At 69.5% G+C, this 24498-nt stretch carries 23 protein-coding genes, 1 tRNA gene and 1 pseudogene; 9 read left to right on the top strand and 16 right to left on the bottom strand.

Features of this window, described 5'->3' with window-relative positions; all coding sequences use genetic code 11:
• Positions 1 to 14: 14 nt before the first annotated feature.
• From ACFRU2_RS29755 to dnaA (ACFRU2_RS29700), 12 genes and pseudogenes are all read right to left on the bottom strand, one after another.
• Entirely contained in the window at positions 15 to 1322 is a 1308-nt protein-coding gene (locus tag ACFRU2_RS29755; protein WP_382977713.1) for a hypothetical protein, read from the bottom strand.
• 124 nt (positions 1323 to 1446) lie between these two features.
• A complete protein-coding gene (locus ACFRU2_RS29750) occupies positions 1447 to 1581 on the bottom strand; it encodes a DLW-39 family protein (RefSeq protein ID WP_208809277.1) in 135 nt (44 codons plus the stop codon).
• A 145-nt stretch (positions 1582 to 1726) separates the two neighbouring features.
• Positions 1727 to 1800: transfer RNA gene (locus tag ACFRU2_RS29745), tRNA-Ile, on the bottom strand.
• A 107-nt stretch (positions 1801 to 1907) separates the two neighbouring features.
• Positions 1908 to 2537 carry a DUF3566 domain-containing protein gene (locus tag ACFRU2_RS29740; RefSeq protein WP_382977710.1) on the bottom strand — a complete coding sequence of 210 codons (630 nt, stop codon included), beginning with the start codon at positions 2535 to 2537 and terminating at the stop codon, positions 1908 to 1910.
• A 2-nt stretch (positions 2538 to 2539) separates the two neighbouring features.
• Entirely contained in the window at positions 2540 to 5155 is a 2616-nt protein-coding gene (gene gyrA, locus ACFRU2_RS29735; RefSeq protein WP_382977707.1) for a DNA gyrase subunit A, read from the bottom strand.
• A 40-nt stretch (positions 5156 to 5195) separates the two neighbouring features.
• Complete coding sequence (gene gyrB, locus ACFRU2_RS29730; RefSeq protein WP_382977705.1) at positions 5196 to 7253, bottom strand: DNA topoisomerase (ATP-hydrolyzing) subunit B; 2058 nt, start codon at positions 7251 to 7253, stop codon at positions 5196 to 5198.
• Between the two features lie 404 nt (positions 7254 to 7657).
• A complete protein-coding gene (locus ACFRU2_RS29725; RefSeq protein WP_382977703.1) occupies positions 7658 to 8215 on the bottom strand; it encodes a DUF721 domain-containing protein in 558 nt (185 codons plus the stop codon).
• Complete coding sequence (gene recF / locus ACFRU2_RS29720) at positions 8212 to 9348, bottom strand: DNA replication/repair protein RecF (protein WP_382977700.1); 1137 nt, start codon at positions 9346 to 9348, stop codon at positions 8212 to 8214. Before recF ends, ACFRU2_RS29725 begins: the two co-directional genes overlap by 4 nt.
• 117 nt (positions 9349 to 9465) lie before the next feature.
• Positions 9466 to 10341, bottom strand: coding sequence for a phosphogluconate dehydrogenase (NAD(+)-dependent, decarboxylating) (gnd, locus tag ACFRU2_RS29715; protein ID WP_250738644.1), 876 nt, complete (start codon positions 10339 to 10341; stop codon positions 9466 to 9468).
• Positions 10342 to 10637: 296 nt separating this feature from the next.
• Positions 10638 to 11768, bottom strand: coding sequence for a DNA polymerase III subunit beta (gene dnaN, locus ACFRU2_RS29710; RefSeq protein ID WP_243331110.1), 1131 nt, complete (start codon positions 11766 to 11768; stop codon positions 10638 to 10640).
• Between the two features lie 879 nt (positions 11769 to 12647).
• Complete coding sequence (gene dnaA / locus ACFRU2_RS29705) at positions 12648 to 13886, bottom strand: chromosomal replication initiator protein DnaA (protein ID WP_382977858.1); 1239 nt, start codon at positions 13884 to 13886, stop codon at positions 12648 to 12650.
• Positions 13887 to 13897: 11 nt separating this feature from the next.
• Positions 13898 to 14459 (bottom strand): annotated as a pseudogene (dnaA, locus tag ACFRU2_RS29700) (chromosomal replication initiator protein DnaA); the annotation flags it as partial.
• 359 nt (positions 14460 to 14818) lie between these two features.
• On the opposite strand from dnaA (ACFRU2_RS29700), the gene rpmH reads away from it, so the two are divergent.
• The 9 genes from rpmH to ACFRU2_RS29655 all read left to right on the top strand — a co-directional run bounded on the left by rpmH (position 14819) and on the right by ACFRU2_RS29655 (position 21267).
• On the top strand, positions 14819 to 14956 hold the full coding sequence (rpmH, locus tag ACFRU2_RS29695) for a 50S ribosomal protein L34 (RefSeq protein WP_100597229.1): 138 nt from the start codon (positions 14819 to 14821) through the stop codon (positions 14954 to 14956).
• Between the two features lie 22 nt (positions 14957 to 14978).
• Positions 14979 to 15353 carry a ribonuclease P protein component gene (rnpA, locus tag ACFRU2_RS29690; RefSeq protein ID WP_243331112.1) on the top strand — a complete coding sequence of 125 codons (375 nt, stop codon included), beginning with the start codon at positions 14979 to 14981 and terminating at the stop codon, positions 15351 to 15353.
• Positions 15350 to 15631, top strand: a complete 282-nt coding sequence (gene yidD, locus ACFRU2_RS29685) for a membrane protein insertion efficiency factor YidD (RefSeq protein WP_076043740.1) — start codon at positions 15350 to 15352, stop codon at positions 15629 to 15631. Before rnpA ends, yidD begins: the two co-directional genes overlap by 4 nt.
• A gap of 3 nt (positions 15632 to 15634) precedes the next feature.
• Positions 15635 to 16741, top strand: a complete 1107-nt coding sequence (gene yidC / locus ACFRU2_RS29680; protein WP_382977694.1) for a membrane protein insertase YidC — start codon at positions 15635 to 15637, stop codon at positions 16739 to 16741.
• 15 nt (positions 16742 to 16756) lie between these two features.
• Positions 16757 to 17266 carry a R3H domain-containing nucleic acid-binding protein gene (locus ACFRU2_RS29675; protein WP_250738640.1) on the top strand — a complete coding sequence of 170 codons (510 nt, stop codon included), beginning with the start codon at positions 16757 to 16759 and terminating at the stop codon, positions 17264 to 17266.
• Positions 17267 to 17412: 146 nt separating this feature from the next.
• Positions 17413 to 18123, top strand: coding sequence for a 16S rRNA (guanine(527)-N(7))-methyltransferase RsmG (gene rsmG, locus ACFRU2_RS29670; RefSeq protein WP_382977856.1), 711 nt, complete (start codon positions 17413 to 17415; stop codon positions 18121 to 18123).
• A 242-nt stretch (positions 18124 to 18365) separates the two neighbouring features.
• The gene (locus tag ACFRU2_RS29665; protein ID WP_375953568.1) at positions 18366 to 19457 is read left to right on the top strand and encodes a ParA family protein; all 1092 of its coding nucleotides are present in this window, start codon (positions 18366 to 18368) and stop codon (positions 19455 to 19457) included.
• A complete protein-coding gene (locus tag ACFRU2_RS29660; RefSeq protein ID WP_382977691.1) occupies positions 19454 to 20548 on the top strand; it encodes a ParB/RepB/Spo0J family partition protein in 1095 nt (364 codons plus the stop codon). Before ACFRU2_RS29665 ends, ACFRU2_RS29660 begins: the two co-directional genes overlap by 4 nt.
• Before the next feature lie 101 nt (positions 20549 to 20649).
• On the top strand, positions 20650 to 21267 hold the full coding sequence (locus ACFRU2_RS29655; protein WP_250738631.1) for a GNAT family N-acetyltransferase: 618 nt from the start codon (positions 20650 to 20652) through the stop codon (positions 21265 to 21267).
• A 107-nt stretch (positions 21268 to 21374) separates the two neighbouring features.
• On the opposite strand, the gene trxA is transcribed toward ACFRU2_RS29655, so the two are convergent.
• From trxA to sigM, 4 genes are all read right to left on the bottom strand, one after another.
• A complete protein-coding gene (gene trxA / locus ACFRU2_RS29650; protein ID WP_382977688.1) occupies positions 21375 to 21713 on the bottom strand; it encodes a thioredoxin in 339 nt (112 codons plus the stop codon).
• A gap of 53 nt (positions 21714 to 21766) precedes the next feature.
• Positions 21767 to 22726, bottom strand: a complete 960-nt coding sequence (trxB, locus tag ACFRU2_RS29645) for a thioredoxin-disulfide reductase (RefSeq protein WP_382977685.1) — start codon at positions 22724 to 22726, stop codon at positions 21767 to 21769.
• A gap of 125 nt (positions 22727 to 22851) precedes the next feature.
• The gene (locus ACFRU2_RS29640) at positions 22852 to 23793 is read right to left on the bottom strand and encodes an anti-sigma factor family protein (RefSeq protein WP_382977682.1); all 942 of its coding nucleotides are present in this window, start codon (positions 23791 to 23793) and stop codon (positions 22852 to 22854) included.
• Complete coding sequence (gene sigM / locus ACFRU2_RS29635; protein WP_382977679.1) at positions 23790 to 24491, bottom strand: RNA polymerase sigma factor SigM; 702 nt, start codon at positions 24489 to 24491, stop codon at positions 23790 to 23792. The genes ACFRU2_RS29640 and sigM overlap by 4 nt, the downstream gene beginning before the upstream one ends.
• Positions 24492 to 24498: the final 7 nt, after the last annotated feature.

Here is a 24498-nt window from a genome sequence, read left to right as displayed (position 1 = left end):
GGAGCGCGGGCCCCCTACGCGGTGCGCCGCCGGGCCAGCAGGATCCAGCCGCCCAGCACGAGCAGCAGCAGGGTCCCCGTACCGAAGCCGGCGCCCGCGACCACCCGCATCACCGACCGGTTCGCGGCGGCGGCGTCGGCCTCCACGGCCGTGCTGCCCTCCTTGGCCGCCGTACGGTCCTGGGCCGCCACCCCGAACCCGGCGCCCGCGAGGTCCTCCGCGTAGGCCGGGGCCTTGCCCGGCGTACCGATGACCTCCAGGCGCAGGGTCAGGGGGACGGGCACCGCGTCCTGGGTGAACTCCGCGACCTTCCCGGCCATGGTGACCGCGATGTAGTACCAGCCGGCCACCCGGACCGCCCCGAGCTTCCGGTCGGAGGAGAAGCGGTTCTCGTACGCCACCGGCGGTGTCCGCGGCAGGGTGAGCCCCGCCTGCTTCCCGTCGTAGGTGGCGTCCTTGTCGTCGACCAGGGACCGGTACGGGCTGTACAGCGAGACGGTGAGCCCCGACGGGGCGTACCCGGAGTCCTTCGTCAGCTTGGCGGCGGAGAGCTCGGCCGCGAGCCCGAGCTGCTGCCCCCAGTCGAGCGGCACCCGGTAGAAGCGGGTCTGGCCGGGCCGCAGCTCGTCGCTCCAGACCCCGGTGTCGAGCGCCCGCGCGTCGTTGAAGCCGGTCCCGCCGGTGCGCTGCGCAGGATCGCTGCCCGGCAGGGTCGGGGAGGCCGAGGGCCAGACGCTGGGGGCCGCGGTGGGCGCGTTCCCGCCGCCGAGCTCCGGCTCGCGCTGGACCCTCAGCTCCAGGGGCCACTCCGCCTGCTCCCCGTCCTTGCCCGCCTCGCGCGTGACCTTGACGTAGTAGGTGGCGGCCCCCTGGCAGTCGGCGTCCTCCTGCCGCACCCGGGCTCCCACGGCGCTGAGGGGCACGGGGTCGTAGCCGAAGGCCGCCCGCCCCGGGCTGCCCGGGCAGGAGCGGTTCTCGGCGTTCAGGACCTCCACCTCGAGGCCGTCGCTGTAGCTCACCTTGGCGCTGCCCGGAGGCTGGAGCACGGCGGAGACGTACACGCTCGAACTGTCGTCGAGGCTGATCCGGTAGTAGCGCTCCCCCGGCGCGATCGAGTCCTTGTAGACCGACCCCGCCTTCAGCTGCGGGGCGCCGGCCGTGGAGGGCTTGCCCACCACCGCCTCCGCGCCGTCCGCGCCCCGGTAGGGCGGCACCGGCTGCGCGGTCCCCGCCGCGCCCGCGGCCCCCGGCAGGGCCGCGACCAGCCCGAGGGCGGCCAGCGTCGCCACCGCGGCCGTCCGTACCCGACGTACCCCACCCATCACGCGCACCCACCCCGAGTTTGCCAACGCAAGCAACTTCTTTGCATACCGCAACAATTCGTCACAGAGCAGCACAAAGCCCCGACCGCAGCGGCAGTCGGGGCTCTGGGATCAACCTCGGGTCTCACACACCGGAACCAGAAGGCACGGAGTCGGTTGCCTCCGTCCACAGGTCCTGCTCTGCGCGGTCCGCCTGGATCTGGCGGTACACGAGGAGCCCGCCGATGGCGGCCAGTGCGACCAGGAGCAGCTTCTTCACCGCGCGACCTCGTCTTTCGTTGACGTAGGGGACTTCTGGCGCCCAACAATACACACCGACCGATACCGATCGGTGACCTACCGCCCCACCAACTGGCCCAACGACAAAGACCCCCAGGCCATGGGCCTGGGGGTCTTCGACACTGTGGGGCTAACAGGATTTGAACCTGTGGCCTCATCCTTATCAGGGATGCGCTCTAACCAACTGAGCTATAGCCCCATCCGCGCTGCGCGCTGACTTCTGAAGGTTAGCGCACAGACCCGGTGACTCCAAAATCGGTTCCCGTGACCCGTCTGCGCAGGTCACCAGCCCCGTCTTCGGAAGCTCTACTCGTCCTCGGCGAGCGTCAGCTCCACACCGCCGACGAAACCCGCCGACAGGTTGTAGATGAACGCGCCCAGGGTCGCCAGCGCCGTCATGAGCACCACGTCGATGACCGAGATCACCGTCGTGAAGATCAGAACGCGCGGCAGCGACAGGAAGGTCTGGAGGTCGAAGCCGTTGCTCTCGTTCGAGCCGGTCGCCTCACTGATCGTGCCGCCGACGCTGGAGAAGATGCCCATGGCGTCCATGACCATCCACAGCACCACCGCGGCGACGATCGTGCACACGCCCAGCGCGATCGACAGCAGGAAGCTGACCTTCATCACCGACCACGGGTCGGCCTTGGCCACCCGGAGCCGCGCCTTGCGCGTCCTGGGTGCCATACGGGCCCCCGTGCGCGGCTTGCGCTGCGCACCGGGGTCGCCCGCCCCCCGCGGCGCCGCGGGGCCCTGGGGCACCGGGTACGCCTGCGGCGGGTGGTAGGGCTGCTGAGGGCCGGCCTGCGTCTGAGGTGACTGAGGCGGCTGCGGTCCTCGGGTGTCCGTCACGGTTCCCCCCTGCGAGTCCGCGGCGGGGCCACGGGCACCGTTCGCTCCAGTGTGGGCCGGTCCGGCGCCCGTGGCTCCGCTCACGCTTACTCCTCGTGCTCCCCAGCCGAGGGCTCCGTGCCCCCGGCAGCCTCGGCAGCCTGTCCTTCGACGGCCGCCTCGGTCCCGATCTCGTTCTCGCTGTCGTCGGCCTCGTCAGTTTCCTGACCGGCCTCCGCGTTGCGGGCGATGCCGACGACGGCATCCCGCTTGCCCAGGTTGATCAGCTGGACGCCCATGGTGTCACGGCCGGTCTCCCGTACTTCGTTGACGCGCGTACGAATCACACCACCGCTGAGCGTGATGGCGAGGATTTCGTCCGTTTCGTCGACCACGAGCGCCCCGACGAGCGACCCGCGGTCCTCCACGATCTTCGCCGCCTTGATGCCCAGGCCGCCACGGCCCTGGACGCGGTACTCGTCCACCGGCGTCCGCTTGGCGTAGCCGCCGTCGGTCGCGGTGAAGACGAACGTACCGGGCCGGACCACGCTCATGGAGAGCAGTTCGTCCCCTCCACGGAAACTCATGCCCTTCACGCCCGAGGTGGCGCGGCCCATCGGGCGCAGCGAGTCGTCGGTCGCCGTGAAGCGGATCGACTGCGCCTTCTTGCTGATCAGCAGCAGGTCGTCGTCGGCGGACACCAGCTCGGCGCCGATCAGCTCGTCGTCGCTGCCGTCCTCGGTCTCCCGGAGGTTGATGGCGATGACGCCACCCGAACGGGGCGAGTCGTAGTCCTTGAGCGCCGTCTTCTTCACCAGGCCGCCCTTGGTGGCCAGGATCAGGTACGGGGCGGCCTCGTAGTCGCGGATCGCGAGGATCTGGGCGATCTTCTCGTCCGGCTGGAAGGCCAGCAGGTTCGCCACGTGCTGCCCGCGGGCGTCGCGGCCGGCGTCCGGCAGCTCGTACGCCTTGGAGCGGTAGACCCGGCCCTTGTTCGTGAAGAACAGCAGCCAGTGGTGCGTGGTGGACACGAAGAAGTGGTCGACGAGGTCGTCCTGCTTCAGCTTCGTGCCGCGCACGCCCTTGCCGCCGCGCTTCTGCGAGCGGTAGTCCTCGGTCTTGGTGCGCTTGACGTACCCGCCGTGGGTGATCGTGACGACGATGTCCTCTTCGGCGATCAGGTCCTCCATGGACATGTCGCCGTCGAAGGGCACCAGCTTGGAACGCCGGTCGTCGCCGAACTTCTCGACGATGGCGGCCAGTTCCTCGCTGACGATCTGACGCTGGCGCTCCTCGGAGGCCAGGATCGCGTTGTACTCGTTGATCTTGGCCTGGAGCTCGTCGTGCTCGGCGACGATCTTCTGCCGCTCCAGGGCCGCGAGGCGGCGGAGCTGCATCTCGAGGATCGCGTTCGCCTGGATCTCGTCGATCGACAGCAGGCCCATCAGGCCCTCGCGGGCGATCTCGACCGTGTTGCTGCGCCGGATCAGCGCGATGACCTCGTCGATCGCGTCCAGCGCCTTGAGCAGACCGCGCAGGATGTGGGCGCGCTCCTCCGCCTTGCGCAGGCGGAAGCGCGTGCGCCGGACGATGACCTCGATCTGGTGCGTCACCCAGTGGCGGATGAACGCGTCGATCGACAGCGTGCGCGGCACGCCGTCCACCAGCGCGAGCATGTTCGCGCCGAAGTTCGTCTGCAGGTCGGTGTGCTTGTAGAGGTTGTTCAGCACGACCTTGGCGACGGCGTCGCGCTTGAGGACGATCACCAGGCGCTGGCCGGTCCGGGACGAGGTCTCGTCGCGGACGTCGGCGATGCCGCCGACCTTTCCGTCCTTCACCAGGTCGGCGATCTTCTGCGCCAGGTTGTCGGGGTTGGTCTGGTACGGAAGCTCCGTGACCACCAGGCACTGGCGGTTCTGGATCTCCTCGACCTCGACCACCGCGCGCATCGTGATGGAGCCGCGACCGGTCCGGTACGCCTCCTCGATGCCCTTGCGGCCCACGACCAGGGCGCCCGACGGGAAGTCCGGGCCCTTGATCCGCTCGATGAGCGCGTCCTGGAGCTCCTCGTGCGAGGCCTCCGGGTGCTCCAGCGCCCACTGGGCGCCGGCCGCGACCTCGCGCAGGTTGTGCGGCGGGATGTTGGTGGCCATGCCGACCGCGATACCGGCGGAGCCGTTGATCAGCAGGTTCGGGAACCGCGCCGGCAGGACCGTCGGCTCCTGGTTGCGGCCGTCGTAGTTGTCCGTGAAGTCGACGGTCTCCTCGTCGATGTCCCGGAGCATCTCCATGGCCAGCGGCATGAGCTTGCACTCGGTGTACCGCATGGCGGCCGCCGGGTCGTTGCCCGGGGAGCCGAAGTTGCCGTTGGAGTCCACGAGCGGCATGCGCAGCGACCACGGCTGGGCCAGGCGGACCAGGGCGTCGTAGATCGAGGAGTCACCGTGCGGGTGGTACGTACCCATGACGTCGCCGACGACGCGGGCGCACTTGTAGAAGCCCTTCTCGGGCCGGTAGCCGCCGTCGTACATCGCGTACAGCACGCGCCGGTGGACCGGCTTGAGGCCGTCCCGTACGTCGGGCAGCGCGCGGGAGACGATGACGGACATCGCGTAGTCGAGGTAGGAGCGCTGCATCTCCGTCTCGAGCCCGACGGGCTCGATGCGTACGACGGGCTGCTCCTCCGCGGATTCCGCGGCGGTGGGGGTGGTTTCGTCGGCCATTGCTGGTCAGAAGTCCTTTCGAGCGGTCAGCTGAGCCGACTCAGATGTCGAGGAAGCGAACGTCCTTGGCGTTGCGCTGGATGAAGGAGCGCCGGGCTTCGACGTCCTCACCCATCAGCACCGAGAACAGGTCGTCGGCCTGCGCGGCGTCGTCCAGGGTGACCTGGCCGAGCACGCGGTGGTCCACGTCCATCGTGGTGATGCGCAGTTCCTCGGCGTTCATCTCGCCCAGACCCTTGAAGCGCTGGATCGAGTCTTCCTTGATCCGCTTGCCGTTCTGCTTGCCGAGCTCGACCAGGGCGTCGCGCTCACGGTCCGAGTACGCGTACTCGAAGTCGTCGCGGCCCCACTTGATCTTGTACAGCGGCGGACGCGACAGGTACACGTGCCCGGCCTCGACCAGCGGCCGCATGAAGCGGAACAGGAAGGTCAGCAGCAGGGTGTTGATGTGCTGGCCGTCGACGTCGGCGTCCGCCATCAGGATGATCTTGTGATAGCGGAGCTTCTCGATGTCGAAGTCCTCGTGCACACCCGTGCCGAAGGCGCTGATCAGCGCCTGGACCTCGGTGTTCTGGAGGATCTTGTCGATGCGGGCCTTCTCGACGTTCAGGATCTTGCCGCGGATCGGCAGGATGGCCTGGTACATCGGGTTGCGGCCGGACTTGGCGGAGCCGCCGGCCGAGTCGCCCTCGACGATGAAGATCTCGCACTTGGTCGGGTCGTTGGACTGGCAGTCCGACAGCTTGCCCGGCAGCGAGGCGCTCTCCAGCAGACCCTTGCGACGGGTGAGGTCACGGGCCTTGCGGGCCGCGACGCGCGCCGTGGCCGCCTGGATCGACTTGCGGATGATGTCCGCGGCCTCGTTCGGGTTCCGGTCGAACCAGTCGTTGAGGTGCTCGTGCACGACCTTCTGTACGAAGGTCTTGGCCTCCGTGTTGCCCAGCTTGGTCTTCGTCTGGCCCTCGAACTGCGGCTCGCCCAGCTTCACCGAGATGATCGCCGTCAGACCCTCGCGGATGTCCTCGCCGGCGAGGTTGTCGTCCTTCTCGCGGAGGAACTTCTTCTCGCGCGCGTAGCGGTTGACCAGGCCGGTCATCGCCGCGCGGAAGCCCTCTTCGTGGGTTCCGCCCTCGTGCGTGTGGATCGTGTTCGCGAAGGAGTAGACGCCCTCGGTGTACTGCGAGTTCCACTGCATCGCGATCTCGACCGAGAGCATGCGCTCCTTGTCCTCGGCCTCGACGTCGATGACGGTCGGGTGGATCAGCTCGCCCTTGCGCGCGTTCAGGTACTTCACGAAGTCGACGATGCCGCCCTCGTAGTGGTACTTGACCGTGCGCGCCTGCTGGTCGTCGGTCTCCTCGGCGGTGTCCGCGCCCATCGTCGCCTTCGCCGACTCGCGCTCGTCCGTCAGCGAGAGGGTCAGGCCCTTGTTGAGGAAGGCCATCTCCTGGAAGCGGCGCGAGAGCGTCTCGAAGGAGTACTCGGTGGTCTCGAAGATGTCGCCGTCGGCCCAGAAGGTGACCGAGGTGCCCGTCTCGGACGTCTCCTCGTTCTTCAGCAGGGCCGCCGTCGGGACACCCAGCTTGTAGTCCTGGGTCCAGCGGTGGCCGTCGGTCTTGACCTCGACCGCGACCTTGGTCGACAGGGCGTTCACGACGGAGACGCCGACGCCGTGCAGACCGCCGGAGACGGCGTAGCCGCCACCGCCGAACTTGCCGCCCGCGTGCAGGACCGTCAGCACGACCTCGACGGCCGGCTTCCCCTCGGACGGCACGATGCCGACCGGGATACCGCGGCCGTTGTCGACCACGCGCACGCCGCCGTCGGCGAGGATCGTCACGTCGATGGTGTCCGCGTGCCCGGCCAGGGCCTCGTCGACCGAGTTGTCGACGACCTCGTAGACGAGGTGGTGGAGCCCGCGCTCACCGGTCGAGCCGATGTACATGCCGGGCCGCTTGCGGACCGCGTCCAGGCCCTCGAGGACCTGGATGGCACTGGCGTCGTACGAGGAAGTGACCTCGCCGTTCTGGCCGACTGTGGACTGGTTGTCGTTGGGGTTGCCGGAATCGGCCACGAAGCGCCCTTTCTGGCACAGCACAGGCCGTACTCCGGGCCGGCATGCATGCAAGCGGGAGCGGCTGCGTCGATCTGCGTTGTCAGCGGTGGTCAGCTTTACTCGACTGGATCCCGCGCGTACGCGGGATTCTCGTTCAGTCTACCGGTATCACCCCCATGAATGGGCGTTTGCCGGTACCTGAGTCCGCATGTGCCGCCCGGAAACTCCTCTCTCCGACTCCCCATATCCGGGGAGGGGCTCAAAGAGGCTCACACGGGCATTGAGCGCTTCGGGCTGTCAACCTCCGGCTACCGTGAGGGACACCACCCGCGCAGCCGTCCGCACGGGTGGCCGCCCGATCCCTACTCACCCGTACGGGTGCCCGCGCCGGCGGGCATGCGAAGCCGCCCGCACGCGGTCGGACCGCGCCGGGCCGGCTCCCGTACTCACCCGTAGGTGTCCCCCGGGCCGGTGCTCCCCGGCGCCCGCCAGGGCCCGTACCGCTTCGGCCCGCCGCCCGGTCCGTGGACCTTGATCAGCCGGACGGTGCCCTGCCCCAGGTCCGCGTTGAGCCGCGCCACCAGCTGCGGGGCCAGCAGCTTCAGCTGCGCCGCCCACGCCGAGGAATCGCAGCGCACCACCAGCTCGCGGTCCTCGTACCGGTCCGGCACGCAGTGCGTGGCGATGTCCTGCCCGACGATCTCCGGCCAGCGCTCCATCACGCCCGCCACCGCCATCGGCATCTCCCAGCCGCGCTCCGTGCGCAGCCGGTCCAGCGCCGCCATCAGCGGCATCGGGTCCCGGCCGTCCGCCCGGGCGCCCGAGCGCAGGCCCGGCTGGTGGCGGCCCTTCTTGTTCTGCGCCGCGTTGCCGCGGGCCCGCGCCTGCTCGCGCGCGGCCGCCAGCGCCTGGCGCGCCAGGTCCACGCCGGAGGGTTCGGCCGCCTTGCGCGGCAGGTCCTGCGGCTGGGGGGTCTGCGGGGGCTCCTGCTGCTTGCCGCTCACAGCCGGGTCACCTCCCCGCCGGACACCGCGAACCGGGTCCCGACCAGCACCCCGGGCACGTCGTCGTCCACCGCCGCCGTCACCAGCACCTGCTCGCCCGGCGCCACCAGCTCCGCCAGCCGCTCCCGGCGCCGTGCGTCCAGCTCCGCGAACACGTCGTCGAGGATCAGCACCGGCTCGCTGCCCTCCGAGCGCAGCAGCTCGTAGGAGGCCAGCCGCAGGGCCAGCGCGTAGGACCAGGACTCGCCGTGGCTCGCGTACCCCTTGGCCGGCAGCTCGCCGAGGCGCAGCACCACGTCGTCGCGGTGCGGGCCGACCAGGGTCACCCCGCGCTCGATCTCCTGCTTGCGTACCTCGGACAGCGAGCCGAGGAGGACCTCGTACAGGGCCTCGCGGGTGCGCGCCTCGCCGCTGTCCACCTGCTCGCCCGCGGAGGACTTGTAGGCCACCCCGAGCGGGCCGCCGCCGGGCGCGAGCTGCTCGTACGCCTTGTCCGCCAGCGGCAGCAGGGTCGCGATCAGGTCGAGCCGGTGGGCCAGCAGTTCCGCGCCCGTGCGCGCCAGGTGCTGGTCCCACACGTCGAGCGTGGACAGGTCCATGGAGCGGCCGCCGTGCCGGCGGGCCATCGCCGCCGACTTCAGCAGGGTGTTGCGCTGCTTGAGCACCCGCTCGTAGTCCGAGCGGACGGCCGCCATCCGCGGCGAGCGGGCCGTGACGAGCTCGTCGAGGAACCGGCGCCGCTCCCCGGGATCGCCCTTGACCAGCGCCAGGTCCTCGGGGGCGAACAGCACCGTGCGCACGATGCCCAGCACGTCCCGCGGCCTGACCTGCGAGGACCTGTTGATCCGGGCCCGGTTGGCGCGGCCCGGGTTCAGCTCCAGCTCCACGAGCTGCTGCCGCTCGCCCTGGGTGACCGCGGCCCGGATGACGGCGCGCTCGGCGCCCATCCGTACGAGCGGGGCGTCCGCGGAGACGCGGTGGCTGCCGAGGGTCGCGAGGTAGCCGATCGCCTCGACGAGATTGGTCTTGCCCTGCCCGTTGGGGCCGACGAAAGCGGTGACGCCCGGGTCGAGGGGAACCTCGGCCCGGGCGTACGAGCGGAAGTCGGCCAACGAGAGATGCGAAACGTGCATGTGGCGCCGACCTCCCCCGGCTTCCTGCTGCTCTGCTGTTCTCCGCTCCACAGGCTGTGCACATCCGGCTGTGCACATCTGGACTGGCGAGCTGTGGACCTGTGGAGCGGTTGTGGATTACTTCTTCTCGACCGCGTGGCCGCCGAACTGGTTGCGCAGCGCGGCGATCATCTTCATCTGCGGGGAGTCGTCCTGGCGGGACGCGAAGCGCGCGAAGAGCGAGGCCGTGATCGCGGGCAGCGGCACGGCGTTGTCGATGGCGGCCTCGACCGTCCAGCGGCCCTCGCCGGAGTCCTGCGCGAAGCCGCGCAGCTCCTGCAGGTGCTCGTCCTCGTCCAGCGCGTTCACGGCCAGGTCCAGCAGCCAGGAACGGATGACCGTGCCCTCCTGCCAGGACCGGAACACCTCGCGGACGTCGGTGACCGAGTCGACCTTCTCCAGGAGCTCCCAGCCCTCGGCGTAGGCCTGCATCATGGCGTACTCGATGCCGTTGTGGACCATCTTCGCGAAGTGGCCGGCACCGATCTTGCCCGCGTGCACGGCGCCGAACTCGCCCTCGGGCTTGAGTGCGTCGAAGATCGGCTGGACGGCCGCGACGTGCTCCTTGTCGCCGCCGTACATCAGCGCGTAGCCGTTCTCCAGGCCCCAGACGCCGCCCGAGACTCCGCAGTCGACGAAGCCGATGCCCTTGGCGGCCAGTTCGGCGCCGTGCTTCTCGTCGTCGGTCCAGCGGGAGTTGCCGCCGTCGACGACGATGTCGCCGGGCGAGAGCAGGCCGGCGAGCTCGTCGACGGTGGACTGGGTCGCCGCGCCGGCCGGGACCATCACCCACACCACGCGGGGGGCCTGCAGGCTGTCCACAAGTTCCGACAGGCTGTGGACATCGGCGAGGTCCGGGTTGCGGTCGTATCCGATGACGGTGTGGCCGGCGCGGCGGATGCGCTCGCGCATGTTGCCGCCCATCTTGCCGAGACCGACGAGACCAAGCTCCATCAGGTGGTTCCTTAAGCGTTGTGGCCGTCTGTGCCGGGGTGCTCCCCTGCCCGGGGACATCCCCCCGTGCCGAGCCTACGCCGGGCCGCGGCGCCCGGCGCCACGGGCACTCCGGGTGTCGGCGCCGAGGCACCGGACGGGCCGCGCACGAGGCTCCGTACGGGCTCCTGCGGACCGGCAGGGGCCCCTGTGGGGCTTCCACGGGGCTTCGGCCGGCGGGGGGCGGAACGCCCTCGGGCCCGGTCCCGCGGGAAGCGGGGCCGGGCCCGAGGGGCTTGCCGCGTCGTTTCCCGGTCTCAGCCGGAGAGGCGGACCGGCATGATCAGGTACTTGTACGCCTCGTCGGCCTCGGCGTCGACCGCCGGGCGGCCGCTGAGCAGCGCCGGCTTGGTGGACGTGGTGAAGCTCAGCTGCGCGGCCGGCGAGTCGATCGCGCTCAGGCCGTCCAGCAGGAAGGTCGGGTTGAAGGCGATCGAGATGTCGTCGCCCTCCAGCTTCGCGTCGACGCGCTCCACAGCCTGTGCATCGTCGGAGGAGCCGGCCTCCAGGATCAGCACGCCCTGCTCGAAGCTGAGGCGGACCGGGGTGTTGCGCTCGGCGACGAGGGCCACGCGCTTGACGGCCTCGACGAACGGGGCGGTCTCGATCACGGCGACCGAGTTGAACTCCGTCGGGAACAGCGTGCGGTACTTCGGCAGGTCGCCCTCGAGGAGGCGCGTGGTGGTGCGGCGGCCGGCGCCCTCGAAGCCGATGAGGCCCTCGCCCTGGCCGGAGCCCGACAGCGCGATGGTGACCGTGTCGCCGCTGGTGAGCGACTTGGCGGTGTCCAGGAGGGTCTTGGCGGGCACCAGGGCCACGGCCGAGGCCTCGGGGTCCTCGGGCTTCCACAGGAACTCGCGGACCGCGAAGCGGTAGCGGTCGGTGGAGGCGAGGGTGACCTTGTCGCCCTCGATCTCGATGCGGACACCGGTCAGCACGGGCAGCGTGTCGTCCCGACCGGCGGCGATGGCCACCTGGGCCGCGGCGGAGGCGAAGACCTCGCCGGGCACGGTGCCGGTCGCGGTGGGCATCGTCGGCAGCGCCGGGTATTCCTCCACAGGCAGGGTGTGGAGTGTGAATCGCGAGGAGCCGCAGACCACGGTCGCCCGTACACCGTCTGTGGAAATCTCCACCGGGCGGTTGGGGAGGGCGCGGCAGATGTCGGCGAGCAGCCGGCCGGAGACCAGGACGGTGCCGTCCTCCTCGACGTCCGCCTCGACGGAGACGCGGGCCGAGACCTCGTAGTCGAAGCCGGAGAGGGACAGCTTGCCCTCCTCGGCCTTCAGCAGCAGGCCCGCGAGAACGGGCACCGGCGGCCGGGCCGGGAGGCTACGGGCAGCCCAGGCCACCGCCTCCGCGAGTACGTCGCGCTCCACCCGGATCTTCACCGGAAACCGCCTCCTGCTGTTGCTCGCTCGTCCTGCCGGCCTTCGTCGTCGGCTCGTCGATGCCTCGACCGATGCCGGGGACCAGTCTGACGTACGGCGCCGACAGTCGTCGCTGCTGGCGGTCAAGTCGGGAGCGAGGTGTCGGGGAGGGCGATCCACCGAGTTGTGCACAGGACCCGCTTGAAAACCGAAACCGGGCTAACTCTCTATGGGGGTAGTAGTAGGGCCTGTGGAAACGGTGGATAACAGTGTTTCTGCAGCTCAGCCCGCGTTTTTTATGCACACACCCTGTGCACGACACCGGTGGACAACCAGGTGTCTCTGTGGAGAACGAAAACTTCTGCACAGGCCATCCCCAGATGACCCCGACTACTCCACAGGTGTGTCCCCAGGTTTTCCCGAGTACTCCACAACCCAAACGTCGACTTCGGTGTGACCGCTTTCACTCGGGGCGGTGATGGAGGGTTCCCGGTTGCCGAACAGTGGACAACGGTGTGGGGAAGTCGTCTGATCCTGTGCACAGGACCCGTGAAGCTGTGGACCACCGGTGGACAACGCGGTGGACAGACCTGTGGACGAATATTTCGTCCACAACCTGTGGACAGTCGTTGCGCACAATTCCACAGGCGCCTGACCAGCCCTGATGGTGGCTCACGCCCGGGCCCTGTGGACAGTCTTGTGGGCGATGAACCCCGTCCCCAGGCTGTGGACGGAAGAAAGTCGCCCAATCTGTGGATGAGTTGCCTCCAAGGGGGCGTATTCGAACAGGCTGGGGGCGCACGCACGAAGAAGGGCGCCCCCGAAATGACCCGGGAGCGCCCTCTAGAAGCGTTTGGAAGGGCTCGGCGGCGCCCGTACGGCACGTCCACAGAGCCGGCGTCAGCCGTTCTTGATGCGGTTGGTGAGCTCGGTGACCTGGTTGTAGATGGAGCGGCGTTCCGCCATCAGAGCGCGGATCTTGCGGTCCGCGTGCATGACGGTGGTGTGGTCGCGGCCGCCGAACTGCGCCCCGATCTTGGGCAGCGAGAGGTCCGTGAGCTCCCGGCACAGGTACATGGAGATCTGCCGGGCGGTGACCAGCACGCGGCTGCGCGAGGAGCCGCACAGGTCGTCCACGGTCAGCCCGAAGTAGTCGGCGGTGGCCGCCATGATGTCGGTGGCGGTGATCTCGGGCGAGCTGTCCTCGCCGCCGGGGATCAGGTTCTTGAGGACGTCCTCGGTCAGGCCCAGGTCGACCGGCTGCCGGTTCAGGCTCGCGAAGGCCGTGACCCGGATCAGCGCCCCCTCCAGCTCGCGGATGTTGCGCGAGATGCGGGAGGCGATGAACTCCAGTACCTCCGGCGGGGCGTTGAGCTGCTCCTGTACGGCCTTCTTGCGCAGGATCGCGATGCGGGTCTCCAGCTCGGGCGGCTGGACGTCGGTGATCAGGCCCCACTCGAAGCGGTTGCGGAGCCGGTCCTCCAGGGTGGCGAGCTGCTTGGGCGGCCGGTCGGAGGAGAGCACGATCTGCTTGTTGGCGTTGTGGAGCGTGTTGAAGGTGTGGAAGAACTCCTCCTGCGTCGACTCCTTGCTCGCGAGGAACTGGATGTCGTCGACGAGCAGGATGTCCATCTCGCGGTAGCGCTTGCGGAACGCGTCGCCCTTGCCGTCGCGGATCGAGTTGATGAACTCGTTGGTGAACTCCTCGGAGCTCACGTACCGCACCCGGGTGCCGGGGTAGAGGCTCCGCGCGTAGTGCCCGATGGCGTGCAGCAGGTGCGTCTTGCCGAGCCCCGACTCTCCATAGATGAAGAGGGGGTTGTACGCCTTCGCCGGCGCCTCGGCGACGGCCACCGCGGCGGCGTGCGCGAAGCGGTTGGAGGCGCCGATGACGAAGGTGTCGAAGAGGTACTTGGGGTTCAGCCGGGCGGTCGGCTCCAGCGGTCCCGAGGTGGAACCGCCGGACGGAGCCGAGGGCGCGGGCCGGCTGGGCGCCTGCCGCGCGGGCGGCTGGTCGTACTGCTGCTGCTCGTACTGGCGGGAGCCGCGCTGCTGCTGCTGACCCTCGTAACCCTGCTGCTCGTACTTCTGCTGTTCGTAGGAGCCCTGGTCGTAGGAGGAGGGCTCGGACTGCTGCATGTAGCCCGGCTGCGGGGAGGCGTACGGGTCGCGCTCGGGGAAACCGCCGAGGCGGGGCTGCTGCCAGCCGTAGTCGTCCTGCTGGCCGCCGCGGGGCCAGGCGCCGGGCTCGGAGCGCTGCTGCTGGTAGTCCGGGTAGGCGGGCCGGGCGTTGGGGAGCTGGTCGTCGGCGGGGCCGGTGTGGCCGCCGGGGCCCGTGTGACCCATGGGACCGGTGTGCCCGCCGGGGCGCTGGCCGCCGTACGGCTCGTAGTCCTCGCGGGAGGAAGAAGCGGACGGAGCCGGGGGCGAGGGTTCGCCGGCGGAGTCGTCGACCGTGATGGCGATCCGGATGGGGCGGCCGCACTCACGGCTGAGGGCGTCGCTGATGAGCGGAGCGAGCCGGCCCTCGAGGATCCGCTTGCCGTATTCATTGGGGACGGCGAGCAGCGCGGTGTCCGCCACCAGGGCCAGGGGCTGACAGCGCTCGACCCACTGCTTGTCCTTGGGCTCGATGCTGTTCTGTCCCTCCCCGAGGAGCCCTTCGAGCACCCTTGGCCACACTGCGGCAAGATCGGCAGGTACGTCAGCCACAGAGCACGCTCTCTCAGAGGGGGTCCCACGAATGTGTGGTTCTTTGGGACGGTCGGGACAAAAAATCCGGGGTCAGGCAACGGTAGTCAGGCCAGCGGGTACGGTTCAAGTCGTTGTCCACAGCCTGTGCACAGTGTGGGGCACCGCCGGCTCGGTTTGACCGGATGGCGTAGCCGCGCGTACCGTAACGAGGTCGAGTTGTCGATGGCTGCTGCCGCCTGCCTACCGATGGGCGAAGATCACTGGTTGTGATCGTTTTGCGGTGCCACTCGGGCGAACACGCGAGTTTTCTCCTCGTGGGCGCACGGTGACAGCCAGGCGATGTCCCGCCTAAACGATTTATTCTCTGGAGCCCCCGAGTGAGCAAGCGCACCTTCCAGCCGAACAACCGCCGTCGTGCCAAGACCCACGGCTTCCGTCTCCGGATGCGTACCCGTGCCGGCCGCGCCATCCTCGCGAACCGTCGTGGCAAGGGCCGCGCCGAACTCTCCGCGTAACTGACGGGCGGATCGTGACGTCGTGCTGTCTCCCGACAATCGGCTGAGGCGGCGCGAGGACTTCGCGAGCGCGGTACGTCGAGGTCGCCGGGCCGGTCGCCCGCTCCTCGTCGTCCACCTACGTACAAGCGGTGCAACGGACCCGCACGAGCCGGGGGAGATCGATCCCTCGACGCGTGCGGGTTTCGTCGTCAGCAAGGCTGTCGGCATCGCCGTCGTACGCAACCGGGTCAAGCGCCGTTTGCGCCATCTCGTCCGCGAGCGGCTGTCCCAGCTGCCCGAAGGTAGCCTGATGGTGGTACGGGCTCTGCCCGGAGCGGGTGATGCCGGTCTCGACGAGCTGGCCCGGGACCTCGATGCCGCACTGCTGCGGCTCTTGGGAGGCGTGGCTCGATGAAGTACCCGCTGCTCGCATTGATCAAGCTGTACCAGTGGACGATCAGTCCGCTGCTCGGGCCGGTGTGCCGCTACTACCCCTCGTGTTCGCACTACGGGTACACGGCCATCGACCGGCATGGTGCGGTGAAGGGGACGGCTCTGACCGCCTGGCGGATCCTGCGGTGCAATCCGTGGTCCCCGGGTGGCGTGGACCACGTCCCACCCCGGAAACGCCCGCGTTGGCACGAGCAGCTGCGCAGTGCGTTGCGTAGATCTCGCAATGCTCAAGGAGCCTGATTAGTGGACACGATTGCCAGTCTGTTCAGCTTTATTACCACGCCTGTCTCGTGGATCATCGTCCAGTTCCACAAGGTGTACGGCGCCATGTTCGGCGCGGACAGTGGCTGGGCCTGGGGCCTGTCCATCGTCTCCCTGGTGATCTTGATCCGCATCTGCCTGATCCCGCTCTTCGTGAAGCAGATCAAGGCGACGCGCGGCATGCAGGCGATCCAGCCGAAGATGAAGGCGATCCAGGAGCGCTACAAGAACGACAAGCAGCGCCAGTCCGAAGAGATGATGAAGCTGTACAAGGAGACGGGTACCAACCCGCTCTCCTCGTGCCTTCCCATCCTGGCGCAGTCCCCGTTCTTCTTTGCGCTCTACCACGTGCTCGCCGGCATCGCCAACGGCACTCCGATCGGCCAGATCGACGGCCCGCTGCTGGAGAGCGCGCGTAACGCGCACATCTTCGGTGCCCCGCTGGCGTCCAAGTTCACGGACAGCGCGGACAAGGTCGCCGCTCTGGGCGCCTCGATCACCGACGTGCGCATCGTCACCGCGGTCATGATCGTGATGATGTCGCTGTCGCAGTTCTACACGCAGCGCCAGCTGATGCAGAAGAACGTCGACCTCTCGGTCAAGACGCCGTTCATGCAGCAGCAGAAGATGCTGATGTACGTCTTCCCGCTGATCTTCGCGGTCATGGGCATCAACTTCCCCGTCGGTGTCCTCGTCTACTGGCTGACCACGAACCTGTGGACCATGGGCCAGCAGATGTTCGTGATCAACCGGAACCCCACCCCGGGCAGCCTGGCCCAGGACCAGTACCTGACGCGCCTGCTGAAGCAGATCACCTCGCACGGCGAGCTCAAGAGCCGGGGCAAGAAGAAGATCGTCGCGGCGATCGTGGCCAAGGGCCCGGACCGCAACGACAACGAGCGCAAGTTCATCACCGGTCTGACCAAGCAGGGCCTGGCCGCGCAGGCGGACGGCTCCGTGGCGAAGAGCGTCGAGGCGACGGTCGACTCCGATGCGTCCGGCGGCGGTGTCCAGAAGCGGCAGCAGCCGAAGCGGCAGTCGAAGTCGCAGCGTCAGACGCCCCCCAGCAAGCCCTCTCCCAAGAAGTAAGAAGGAGTCCCTCCCGTGACGGAAGGCACCACCACCGCCGCCGCTGAGAGTGGCGACACCCTGACCCGCCTCGAGCAGGAGGGTGAGATCGCGGCCGACTACCTTGAGGGTCTGCTGGACATCGCCGACCTGGACGGCGACATCGACATGGACGTCGAGGCGGACCGCGCCTCTGTCTCCATCGTCAGCGACTCCGCGCGCGACCTGCAGAAGCTCGTGGGCCGCGACGGCGAGGTGCTGGAGGCTCTGCAGGAGCTGACCCGCCTGGCCGTCCACCGCGAGACCGGGGACCGCAGCCGGCTGATGCTGGACATCGGCGGCTTCCGGGCGAAGAAGCGCGAGGAGCTGACGGCCCTCGGCGCCAAGGCCGCGGAGGACGTGAAGACGTCCGGTGAGCCCCTGAAGCTGGACCCGATGACCCCCTTCGAGCGGAAGGTCGTCCACGACGCCGTGGCGGCCGCCGGTCTGCGGAGCGAGTCCGAGGGCGAGGAGCCGCAGCGCTTCGTCGTCGTACTTCCGGCCTGACCGGAAGCTTGAGTGTCCGGCCCCGTCTGTCTCGCAGGCGGGGCCGATCTTTGTCAGCCTGGCAGTGACGGCAGTGATGCCGTGGGTTCACAACCATGCGGTACGGAAGGACGGTCCCCGTGACGGAGGCAGCTGAGCTTCCCCCGATGCCCGAAGAAGCGCCCCCGGCACCTGAAGAGGCGCGTGCGGTGTTCGGCGAGCATTTCCCGGAAGCTGTGCGGTACGCGGAGCTGCTGGCGGACGCGGGTGTCAAGCGGGGCCTGATCGGGCCGCGCGAGGTGCCGCGGCTCTGGGAGAGGCACCTGCTGAACTGCGCCGTGCTCTCGGAAGTGGTGCCCGAAGGCGTCACCGTGTGCGACGTGGGTTCGGGCGCCGGCCTCCCCGGCATTCCGCTGGCCCTGGTCCGCAGGGACCTGAAGATCACGCTGCTGGAGCCGCTGCTGCGCCGCACGAACTTCCTCCAGGAGGTCGTGGAGCTGCTGGGGCTCGACCATGTGACGGTGGTGCGCGGGCGGGCCGAGGAAGTTCTCGGCAAGCTCCAGCCGGTGCACGTGGTGACGGCGCGCGCGGTGGCTCCGCTGGACCGGCTCGCCGGATGGGGCGTACCCCTGCTGCGCCCGTACGGCGAGATGCTGGCGCTGAAGGGCGACACCGCCGATGAGGAGCTGGTGTCGGCGAAGGCCGCGCTGACCAAGCTCGGTGTGGTGAAGACCTCGGTGCTGCATGTGGGCGAGGGGATCGTGGACCCGCTCTCCACCGTGGTGCGGGTCGAGGTCGGGGAAAGCCCCGGCGGGGTGCGGTTCGCGGCGAAGCGGGCCAAGGCCGCCCGGACCAGCCGGACGCGGCGGCGGCGCTGAGCCGTGTTCTGGGGCGTGTTGCGCCCTATAGGTATGGATTTCGGAGTGTCGTAGCGGCCGGATGACTCCGTCCGGGCATCGTGTTTCACGTGAAACGTCGCTCTCTGCTGCACGGAATCATCAGCCGCGGTCGTGCGGCTACGTCCCCCCGTCTCCGCAAGGGCGAAGGGGGGACGGAGTTGTCCACATCGGTGGATTCATCCACAGGAGTACGGGCCCCGCTGGTTCGCGACCCCGGTGACATGGCAGGCTCTGTTCATCGCGAGCCAGATGCCGAGGAGAGTGACACCGTGCGGTCAGACGCCAACCTTGCGGGGCCGATGGCCGATCCGGTCCCCGGTCCCCGCTCTGAATCCCCGGGCGACGATGTTTCACGTGAAACATCGGCCCCGCCCCTAGTGGACAACGAAGACACGCCCATCGGCCGAGCCGCCCAGATCGCGGTCGAGGCCCTGGGACGTGCGGGTGAGGGCCTGCCCAGGCCCCCGAAGACCCGGATCATGGTGGTGGCCAACCAGAAGGGCGGCGTGGGCAAGACCACGTCGACCGTGAACCTGGCCGCATCCCTGGCCCTGCACGGCGCGCGGGTCCTCGTGGTCGACCTCGACCCGCAGGGCAACGCCTCGACGGCGCTGGGCATCGACCACCACGCGGACGTGCCGTCCATCTACGACGTGCTCGTGGACAGCCGCCCGCTGATGGAGGTCGTCCAGCCGGTGGCCGACGTGGAGGGCCTCTTCTGCGCGCCGGCCACGATCGATCTCGCGGGTGCGGAGATTGAGCTGGTGTCCCTCGTGGCACGGGAGAGCCGTCTCCAGAGGGCCATCCAGGCGTACGAGCAGCCGCTCGACTACATCCTGATCGACTGCCCGCCCTCGCTGGGCCTGCTGACGGTGAACGCCCTGGTCGCGGGCGCGGAGGTGCTGATCCCGATCCAGTGCGAGTACTACGCGCTGGAGGGTCTGGGTCAGCTGCTGCGCAATGTGGACCTGGTGCGGGCCCACCTGAACCCGACCCTGCACGTGTCCACGATCCTGCTGACGATGTACGACGGCAGGACCCGGCTGGCCTCGCAGGTGGCGGAGGAGGTGCGCACGCACTTCGGCAAGGAGGTGCTGCGCACGAGCATCCCGCGGTCGGTCCGCATCTCCGAGGCTCCGAGCTACGGGCAGACGGTGCTGACCTACGACCCGGGTTCCAGCGGTTCCCTCTCCTATCTGGAGGCTGCGCGGGAGATCGCGCTGCGCGGGGCCGGGTTCCAGTACGACCCCCAGCACCCCCATCTGGGTGCGGGCATGAACAACACGCAGAGCATGGCGGAGGGGATCCAGTGAGTGAGCGACGTAGGGGTCTGGGGCGGGGGCTCGGCGCGCTGATTCCCGCGGCTCCCCAGGAGAAGGTGCCGCCGGTGATCGGTGCCGGGTCGACGTCTCCGTCGGCGATGCCGGTGCTGCCGTCGGAGCGGGGCATCGCGGCCGCGAAGCTGGCTTCGCTGGCGCAGGCCGATGTTTCACGTGAAACATCGCTGGTGGCCGCATCCGTGAGCGAGCCCGAGCCGCTCGCCGTTCCGGAGGCCGGCGAGGTGGCGGGGGCCACGTTCGCGGAGCTCCCGATGGACTCGATCACGCCGAACCCGCGGCAGCCGCGCGAGGTGTTCGACGAGGACGCGCTGGCCGAGCTGGTGACCTCCATTCAGGAGGTGGGTCTGCTCCAGCCGGTGGTGGTGCGCCAGTCCGGCCCGGGCCGCTATGAGCTGATCATGGGCGAGCGGCGCTGGCGGGCGTGCCGGGAGGCCGGTCTGAACCGTATTCCGGCGATCATCCGGGCCACGGACGACGAGAAGCTGCTGCTGGACGCGCTCCTGGAGAACCTCCACCGGGCGCAGCTGAACCCCTTGGAGGAGGCGGCCGCGTACGACCAGCTGCTCCAGGACTTCAACTGCACGCACGACCAGCTGGCGGACCGGATCGGGCGTTCCCGTCCGCAGGTCTCGAACACCCTGCGTCTGCTGAAGCTCTCTCCGCCCGTGCAGCGGCGGGTGGCGGCGGGTGTGCTGTCGGCGGGCCACGCGCGGGCCCTGCTGTCGGTGGACAACTCCGAGGAGCAGGACCGGCTGGCGCACCGGATCGTGGCCGAGGGGCTCTCGGTGCGTGCGGTCGAGGAGATCGTGGCGCTGATGGGTTCGGAGTCGCCGAGTGCGGTGAAGCCGAAGGGCCCGCGGGCGGGTGCCCGGGTCGCTCCCGCGCTCAATGAGCTGGCGACGCGGCTGTCGGACCGGTTCGAGACGCGGGTGAAGGTGGATCTGGGCCAGAAGAAGGGCAAGATCACCGTCGAGTTCGCGTCGATGGAGGACCTGGAGCGCATTCTGGGGACCCTGGCGCCGGGCGAGGGCCGGGTGCTGGACCAGGGCGCTGCCGGGGAGTAACGCACAGCCAGGGGGCGGGTCGTGCCGGTGTGAGCCGGTGCGGCCCGCCCCTTTGCCTTGTTGCGGTTTCGGGTGATTCGAGCTGTGGATACGATGCGGTCATGGGTCGTCGGCTGGTACCTCTGACGCTGGACAACCTTCAAGACCTGCCCCGGCGTTGCCGGTCCTGTGTCTTCTGGGAGCTGGACCCCGTCAGCGGCGAGGCGGCCGTGAAGGCGGGGAACCCTGCCGAGGAGAAGGAGGCGTGGATCTCCGCCGTCCTCCTGGAGTGGGGTTCGTGCGGCCGGGTGGTCTACGTGGACGAGGTTCCCGTGGGCTTCGTCCTGTACGCGCCGCCGGCGTACGTGCCGCGTGCGACCGCGTTTCCGACCAGCCCGGTGTCCCCGGACGCCGTACAGCTCATCACCTCGTGGATCATGCCGGGGTATCAGGGCCAGGGGCTGGGGCGGGTGATGGTCCAGACGGTGGCGAAGGATCTGCTGCGCAGGGGGTTCCGGGCGATCGAGGCCTTCGGTGACGCCCGGTGGGACGGTCCGGCCTGTCTGCTGCCTGCGGACCACCTGCTGGCCGTGGGGTTCAAGACGGTACGCCCGCATCCGACGCGTCCCCGGCTGCGGTTGGAGCTGCGGTCCACGCTGTCGTGGAAGGAAGACGTGGAGCTGGCCCTGGACCGGCTGCTGGGCGCGGCCCGGAAGGAACCGGCGCTGCGTCCGCTCTGAGGCGGGAGCGCCCCGGTCCCGGAGCGGCCGGACATGCGGACGGGGCCGCCCCTGGCAGGGGGCGGCCCCGTTTCACGCGATCGCGTCCGGACTCGGACGCGGGTGCGTCAGGCCTTGATGGTGACGAAGGTGTCGAGGTCGCGCAGGATGGCGGCCTTCGGCTTGGCGCCGACGATGGTCTTGACGACCTCGCCGCCCTGGTAGACGTTCAGGGTCGGGATGGACATGACGCCGTACTTGGCCGCCGTCTCCGGGTTCTCGTCGATGTTGAGCTTGACGATCTCGATCTCGTCACCGTACTCGGCGGCGATGGCCTCGAGGGACGGAGCGATCTGGCGGCACGGACCGCACCAGGCGGCCCAGAAGTCCACCAGGACGGGCTTGTCGCTCTTGAGGACGTCGTCATCGAAGCTTGCGTCGGTGACGGTCTTGAGGGTGCCGGCCACAGCGGCCTCCTTCTTTTCCTGCGGGGAGTGGGGTGTGGTGCTGCTTGAGGGTGTCAGACCGCCGCGTGCGCCTTCTCGGCGTCCGCGAGGGCGGCGAGGAAGCGCTCGGCGTCGAGGGCCGCGGAGCAACCCGTGCCCGCGGCGGTGATGGCCTGACGGTAGGTGTGGTCGACCACGTCGCCCGCGCCGAACACACCGGTGAGGCTGGTGCGGGTGGAGGGGGCGTCGACCTTGAGGTAGCCCTCCGCGTCGAGGTCGAGCTGGTCCTTGAACAGCTCGGTGCGCGGGTCGTGGCCGACGGCGATGAAGAGGCCGGTCACGGGCAGGGCGGAGGTCTCACCGGTCTTGGTGTTGCGCAGGGTCAGCCCGGTGAGCTTCTGCTCGCCGTGGATCTCTGCGACCTCGCTGTCCCAGGCGAACGAGATCTTCGGGTCGGCGAAGGCGCGGTCCTGCATGGCCTTGGAGGCGCGCAGGGAGTCGCGGCGGTGGACGATCGTGACGGACTTGGCGAACCGGGAGAGGAAGGTGGCTTCCTCGATCGCGGTGTCACCGCCGCCGATCACGGCGATGTCGTGGTCCTTGAAGAAGAACCCGTCGCAGGTCGCGCACCAGGAGACGCCGCGGCCCGAGAGGGCGTCCTCGTTGGGCAGGCCGAGCTTGCGGTGCTGGGAACCGGTGGTCACGATCACGGCCTTGGCGCGGTGCACGGTGCCGGCGGTGTCGGTGACGGTCTTGATCTCACCGGTGAGGTCCACGGCGACGACGTCGTCCGGAATCAGTTCGGCGCCGAAGCGCTCGGCCTGGCCGCGCATGTTGTCCATGAGGTCCGGACCCATGATGCCGTCCTGGAAGCCGGGGAAGTTCTCGACCTCGGTGGTGTTCATCAGCGCGCCACCGGCGGTGACGGCACCTTCGAAGACCAGCGGCTTGAGCGAAGCGCGTGCGGTGTACAGGGCGGCCGTGTAACCGGCCGGCCCGGAGCCGATGATGATCACGTTTCGTACGTCGCTCACGGGTTGATTCCTCGTCTCTGCGGACTGCCTGCTGCCTACCGGGGGGCCGGTGTGGACTCTCACCCCACCCAACGGATCCTACGGCGCCTGCATTCCCGAGTTGTCCCCCTGGGCTTTCCGGCCTCTCAGCTCTTGGGATAGGTGCGGGTGAGCAGGGGCTTTCCGGGCACGGCCGAGGGGTCGGTGACGCAGGCGGAGCCGACGAGATAGGCGTCCACGGAGGCGGGGTCGCCGGGGTGGGGCAGGACGAGGAGGAAGACGTCCTTGCCCTCGTAGGTGCCGGACTCGAAGCCCAGCGGGGTCTCGCTTCTCCCGGTGGCTTCCCGGACGCAGGCGGGTGCCCCGGGCGCCTCGCCGTCGGCCGGGGCGAGGCTCGGTTCGGACGCGGGGCTGTTCTCCACTCCGAAGGTGTTGTTCCGCTCCCCCGCCGCCTTGTCTCCCCGGGCGGCGGACGCGAGGAGCTGGTGCACGGTGCCGGGGAGTCCCTGTGCGGTGTACTCGGGCGTGCCGGACCGGGATTGCGCGGTGGACGCGTCCCCCCGTGCGGACATGTCCTGGGCGGGGCGGTCGCCGGACATCAGGCCGAACACCAGGACGCCAGCGGCGCACGCCGCGAGCAGACCGCCCGCAAGAGCGACCCGGCGGCGCGCGCGACGCCGGCCGGGGCCGGTTGCGCCGGCCGGGTGACCGGAGGGCCGCAGGGGGCCCTTTTCACCGGGCGCGGCGGCGGGTGTTTCACGTGAAACATCGGGACCGGCCGCCCCGGCTGCCCCGGCGGGCTCGGGCTCCCGGTGCGGCGCGGTGGCATCGAGGAGTGCTTCGGCGGCGAGGGCCGCGTCGATCCGCCCGGAGATGTCGGCGGGCATCCGGGCGGGGCCGGGCAGGGTGCCGAGCAGGGCCCGGATCTCCTCCAGCGAGGCACGGACGTCCGCGCACAGGGGGCAGCCGCCGAGATGGCTGCGTACCTCCGCCGTGCGGGACGGGGAGAGGAGGCCTTCCGCCAGCTCGGAGATCTCCGAGACGTCGGGGTGCCCGATCGTGCCGGTCGCGCCGGTTGTGGGGTTCACGCTCGTCCACCTCCGCCCTTCACTGCGTTGGGATCCGCGGTCGGGTCCCCGCGGTCTGCCGCCGGTGGGACGGTTGTCCCCGGTGTCCGGTTCCTTCCCCGCTCGGTATCGGTGTTATCCCCGGTATGCGTGCGCAGATGAGTGAGGAGCGGGACGAGTTTGGCCCTGCCGCGGGCGCAGCGGCTCTTCACGGTGCCGACGGGGACGTCGAGCATGAGGGCGGCCTCGGCGACGGGGTATCCCTGCATGTCGACGAGGACCAGTGCCGCCCGCTGATCGGCCGGGAGGGTGCTCAGAGCGGCCAGGAGCTGCCGGTGGAGGTCCTGGCGCTCCGCGGGAGCCTCGGCGGACTCGTGGGGCTCCAGGAGGCGCTCCAGGCGGTCCGTGTCGTCGAGGGGTGACGTCCTGCGGGAGGCGGCCTTGCGGGCCCGGTCCAGGCAGGCGTTCACGGTGATGCGGTGCAGCCAGGTCGTGACGGCGGATTCGCCGCGGAAGGTGTGCGCGGCCCGGTAGGCCGAGACGAGGGCGTCCTGCACGGCGTCGGCGGCCTCCTCCCGGTCGCCGAGGGTGCGCAGGGCGACGCCCCAGAGCCGGTCGCGGTGCCTGCGCACGAGCTCACCGAAGGCGTCCGGGTCACCGGCGGTGTGCAGCGACAGGAGCTCCTGGTCGCTGCGGCCGCCGGGTGTGGCTTCGTCCAACGCTGGG

Origin of the sequence: Streptomyces sp. NPDC056883 (assembly GCF_042788835.1) — a bacterium.
Lineage (GTDB): Bacteria > Actinomycetota > Actinomycetes > Streptomycetales > Streptomycetaceae > Streptomyces > Streptomyces stoeckheimensis.
Note: the sequence above shows the minus strand (reverse complement) of the source record. Positions and strands in the feature narration are given on the sequence as shown.

What these genes read in the sequence shown, in the direction of transcription:
- ACFRU2_RS29755 (WP_382977713.1), bottom strand. Translation starts at nt 1,322, where the DNA reads ATGGGTGGGGTACGTCGGGTACGGACGGCCGCGGTGGCGACGCTGGCC.
- gyrA (WP_382977707.1), bottom strand. Translation starts at nt 5,155, where the DNA reads ATGGCCGACGAAACCACCCCCACCGCCGCGGAATCCGCGGAGGAGCAG.
- recF (WP_382977700.1), bottom strand. Translation starts at nt 9,348, where the DNA reads ATGCACGTTTCGCATCTCTCGTTGGCCGACTTCCGCTCGTACGCCCGG.
- gnd (WP_250738644.1), bottom strand. Translation starts at nt 10,341, where the DNA reads ATGGAGCTTGGTCTCGTCGGTCTCGGCAAGATGGGCGGCAACATGCGC.
- dnaA (WP_382977858.1), bottom strand. Translation starts at nt 13,886, where the DNA reads ATGCAGCAGTCCGAGCCCTCCTCCTACGACCAGGGCTCCTACGAACAG.
- yidD (WP_076043740.1), top strand. Translation starts at nt 15,350, where the DNA reads ATGAAGTACCCGCTGCTCGCATTGATCAAGCTGTACCAGTGGACGATC.
- rsmG (WP_382977856.1), top strand. Translation starts at nt 17,413, where the DNA reads ATGCCCGAAGAAGCGCCCCCGGCACCTGAAGAGGCGCGTGCGGTGTTC.
- ACFRU2_RS29665 (WP_375953568.1), top strand. Translation starts at nt 18,366, where the DNA reads ATGGCAGGCTCTGTTCATCGCGAGCCAGATGCCGAGGAGAGTGACACC.
- ACFRU2_RS29655 (WP_250738631.1), top strand. Translation starts at nt 20,650, where the DNA reads ATGGGTCGTCGGCTGGTACCTCTGACGCTGGACAACCTTCAAGACCTG.